The sequence below is a fragment of the Oleiphilus sp. HI0125 genome (genome assembly GCF_001635355.1).
Window position 1 is genome coordinate 1 of record NZ_LWGF01001417.1, and the last position, 749, is coordinate 749.

Annotated in this window: 2 protein-coding genes; one reads left to right on the top strand and one right to left on the bottom strand. The window is 44.3% G+C overall.

From position 1 onward, the window contains the following. Positions 1 to 451 (top strand): pseudouridine synthase (locus A3762_RS24065; RefSeq protein WP_068757999.1); only part of this gene is annotated, 451 nt, incomplete at its 5' end. Between the two features lie 4 nt (positions 452 to 455). On the opposite strand, the gene A3762_RS24070 is transcribed toward A3762_RS24065, so the two are convergent. Then, the coding region (locus tag A3762_RS24070) for a gamma-glutamyltransferase (RefSeq protein WP_197469557.1) at positions 456 to 749 on the bottom strand (294 nt) is incomplete at its 5' end.

Sequence of the window (749 nt, forward strand, 5' to 3'; positions counted from 1 at the left end):
TCGTTTAGATCGTGTTACAAGCGGCTTAATGTTGTTTGCTAAGGGGCCACAAGCAAATAGAGATATTTCTGTTTTGTTTCAGAACAAAACGATCAAGAAAGAATACCTCGCCCTAAGCCCAAAAAAACCAAAGAAAAAGCAAGGTCTCGTGTCAGGTGATATGACAAAGGCACGTGGCGGTGGCTATAAATTATTAAGGACCTTCGAAAACCCAGCAGTAACTAGATTTAAGGCGCATAAGCATCATGATAATTGGCTGTTTTACTTGTGGCCAGAGACTGGGAAAACGCACCAACTTCGAGTGATGTGTAAGTCGCTGGGCAGTCCAATACTTGGCGATAAGCGCTATGGTGGTGAAGACGCAGACCGTTGCTACTTACATTCCCGCTCACTAAGTTTCGAACTTCATGGTGTTAAGCACGAGATTATTGATGAGCCGGATTTCTTATAATCCGTTATCGTGCGTTCGCGCTACCTTCGCGACGCTTATCTGCTGCGCCTTTGAGCAAGTCTTTTGTAATTTGTACAGCGTGTAGACCCGAATTAAGATCTCTTTGATTTACTTTGTACCCCAAGTTTTCAAAGTCTGAAATGTCCTCATTCGACCAAGCACCTTTTTCAATATCCATGTCGCCATAGCGGTTGCTGATATGAGGTGCGTTGATCGCTTCGATTAAAGGCTGTTCCCACGCCAAGTGCCGGACAAGTGAGTTTGCTACGTAGTTTATGATTCTTGATCCACCTGGAGA